This is a genomic window from Azospirillum sp. P4_B5 (genome assembly GCF_056402275.1).
In genome coordinates this window covers 1-2,164 of the sequence record NZ_JBFUHT010000117.1, presented here as the reverse complement: position 1 = coordinate 2,164, position 2,164 = coordinate 1, and the positions used below count along the sequence as shown (strand labels likewise).

Below are 2,164 nucleotides of genomic sequence, written 5' to 3'. Positions count from 1 at the left end.
GCGCTCGCCGACATCGCGTGGAAGCGGAAGGACAGCACCATGATGAAGGCCAGCGGCGCCAGCATCACCACCCACTTCAGCGGGGTCGTGAAGATCGGCACGTACAGCGCCGGCGTGCTCGCCACGAACAGGGCCACCAGGCCCGTCACAGCCAGACCGAGCATCATGAAGTTGTAGACCCGCAGCATGTGCTTGCGCAGGCCCTCGTCGAACGCCGCGCCGTAGGCCGGCGCCGCGCTGCCGAATTGGTTGCCGTAGAAGGGTCCGCTCATTGTCTCACCATGTCCTTCGGATGCTTATCGTTCGGATGCTTGTCGTTTGGCGCTTGATTCAGAACCAGGCCATGCGGGCGTCGCGGGCGTGGGCCAGGATTTCCTTTTCCGGCTGTTCGCCGCACAGCGCGTAGACCGTCGTCCCGACCTGCCAATAGGCGACCGAGACGTTGCCGATCCGCTCCGCCTGGGGTTCGGTGACGGCGAAGCGGTCGACCTCGCTGGCGAACAGCGTGATCAGGTCAGGCCCGCCGTGGCGGTAGGCCGCCTGCACCGCCACCCCGCCGTCCCAGGCCACCGTGCGCAGCCCGTCCGGCGCCTGCCCGATGTCGAGCTGCGGGATCGGCACCGCGACCTCCGGATTGGCGGAGGCCAGACGGTTCATCAGGGAATTGGCGGCGTCGGCGAAGGGCTTGAAGTCGATCCCGCTGTGCAGCGCCTGCTGGTGGGTCTGGGCCGCGATGGTGATGTAGTGGGTGGCCGCGTGCGCCGTGGCGACGGGGTTGACCGAGAGCGACGACACCGCACTGTGCGCCGTCCAGCCGAGCCCGACGAGGCACAGCGCCGCCACCGCCCGCCGCCCGCGGCCCGAGCCTTTGCCCGAGCCCTTGGGGGCCCGCGCCCGGTTCATCAGCTCCGCCGCCGGGCGGCGCCACAGGGCGCCCCACTGCTTGCGCCGCGGCAGCGGCCCGCCGGCGCCGACCGCCGGCTGGGCCGGGGTGGAAGCCGGTTCGGCGGTGGGGTCGGCGGCGGGTTCGGGGGCGACCATTTCGGCCGCAGCCTTCTCAACGGCCGGGCCGGCTATGAACAGGCGGATCTCGTCGCGCACCCGCATGTCGTGCATGACGCGGGCGGCCTCCTCCGGATTGGCCTCCAGGTAGGCTTCCACCTCGATGCGGCGCTGCGCGTCGAGTTCGCCGTCCACATAGGCGTTCAGGTCGATGTCGCTGATCGGTTCGTTCATCGTCATTTCACCACGCGCAACGGGGGGCGCTGGACCCGGTCTGATGGGTTGCGGTCGGACTGGTCTGACGCCGGCTGGCGCCCGCCGCCCGTCTTGGCCCGCAGCGCATCGCGCGCGCGGCCCAGGCGGGACATCAGGGTGCCCACGGGGATGCCCAGGCATTCGGCAGCGTCCCGGTAGGACATGCCGTCAAGCGCCACGAGCACCAGGGCCTCCCGCTGTTCGACCGGCAGGGTCATCAGGGCCGCGATGGTCTGGCCGAGATGGACATGGCTCAACTGCGCGGGCGGGGAGCCTTCCTCCGCCATCGAGCTGAGCTCGCCGGTCGCCTGGCGTTCGGCCTGCTGGCGCCGCCAGCGGTCCACGAAGGTGTTGTGGACGATGGCGAGCAGCCACTTGCGCAGGTCGCGCCCGTCCGTGAAGGACGACGCCCCCTCGATGGCCTTGACGAGCGCCTCCTGAACGAGGTCTTCCGCCTGGTCGGGGTCGCGCATCAGGACCAGGGCGTAGCGCCGCAGAACGTCCAGATGCTGTCCCAGCTCGTCTTTCATCACCGTCCCGGATTGGTTCTTCACACTCGGCATACGGATCATGCCGTGGCTTAATCCGCTCCGGGGGAAAAAATCGCCACGGGATTGGCTTGCGCGCGGACGCGGGGCGGAGTAGGTCAGARGCGCCTGGAGCCCTGGARMATGCTGGGGTTCCKCCAYGAACAAGGGGAGTAGGGAATGACGAAGGCCGATCTCATCGACGCGATCGCCGGCAAGCTGGGCGGCACSAAGGCCGACGCCGGCAAGGCGCTGGATGCGGTTCTGGAAAGCCTGCAGGACGCGCTGGTCAAGGGGGAGACGGTCAAGCTGCCGGGCTTCGGCCAGTTCGAGATCGCCGAGCGCGGCGAGCGCACGGGCCGCAACCCGCAGACCGGTGC

Annotated in this window: 4 protein-coding genes; 1 reads left to right on the top strand and 3 read right to left on the bottom strand. The window is 69.5% G+C overall.

Translation table 11 applies throughout. The features are described 5' to 3' along the window. The 3 genes from AC1DVI_RS32220 to AC1DVI_RS32210 all read right to left on the bottom strand — a co-directional run. Window positions 1–272, bottom strand: a 272-nt coding sequence (locus AC1DVI_RS32220; RefSeq protein WP_476961445.1) for a Bax inhibitor-1 family protein, incomplete at its 3' end; no start/stop codon positions are given. A gap of 58 nt (window positions 273–330) precedes the next feature. Then, window positions 331–1,236: an anti-sigma factor family protein gene (locus tag AC1DVI_RS32215; protein ID WP_476961444.1), complete on the bottom strand. Its 906-nt coding sequence runs from the start codon at window positions 1,234–1,236 to the stop codon at window positions 331–333. Window positions 1,237–1,238: 2 nt separating this feature from the next. Further along, entirely contained in the window at window positions 1,239–1,829 is a 591-nt protein-coding gene (locus AC1DVI_RS32210) for a sigma-70 family RNA polymerase sigma factor (protein ID WP_051658433.1), read from the bottom strand. Window positions 1,830–1,964: 135 nt separating this feature from the next. Between AC1DVI_RS32210 and AC1DVI_RS32205 the strand changes: the two genes are divergently transcribed. Next, window positions 1,965–2,164 (top strand): HU family DNA-binding protein (locus AC1DVI_RS32205; RefSeq protein ID WP_476961443.1); only part of this gene is annotated, 200 nt, incomplete at its 3' end.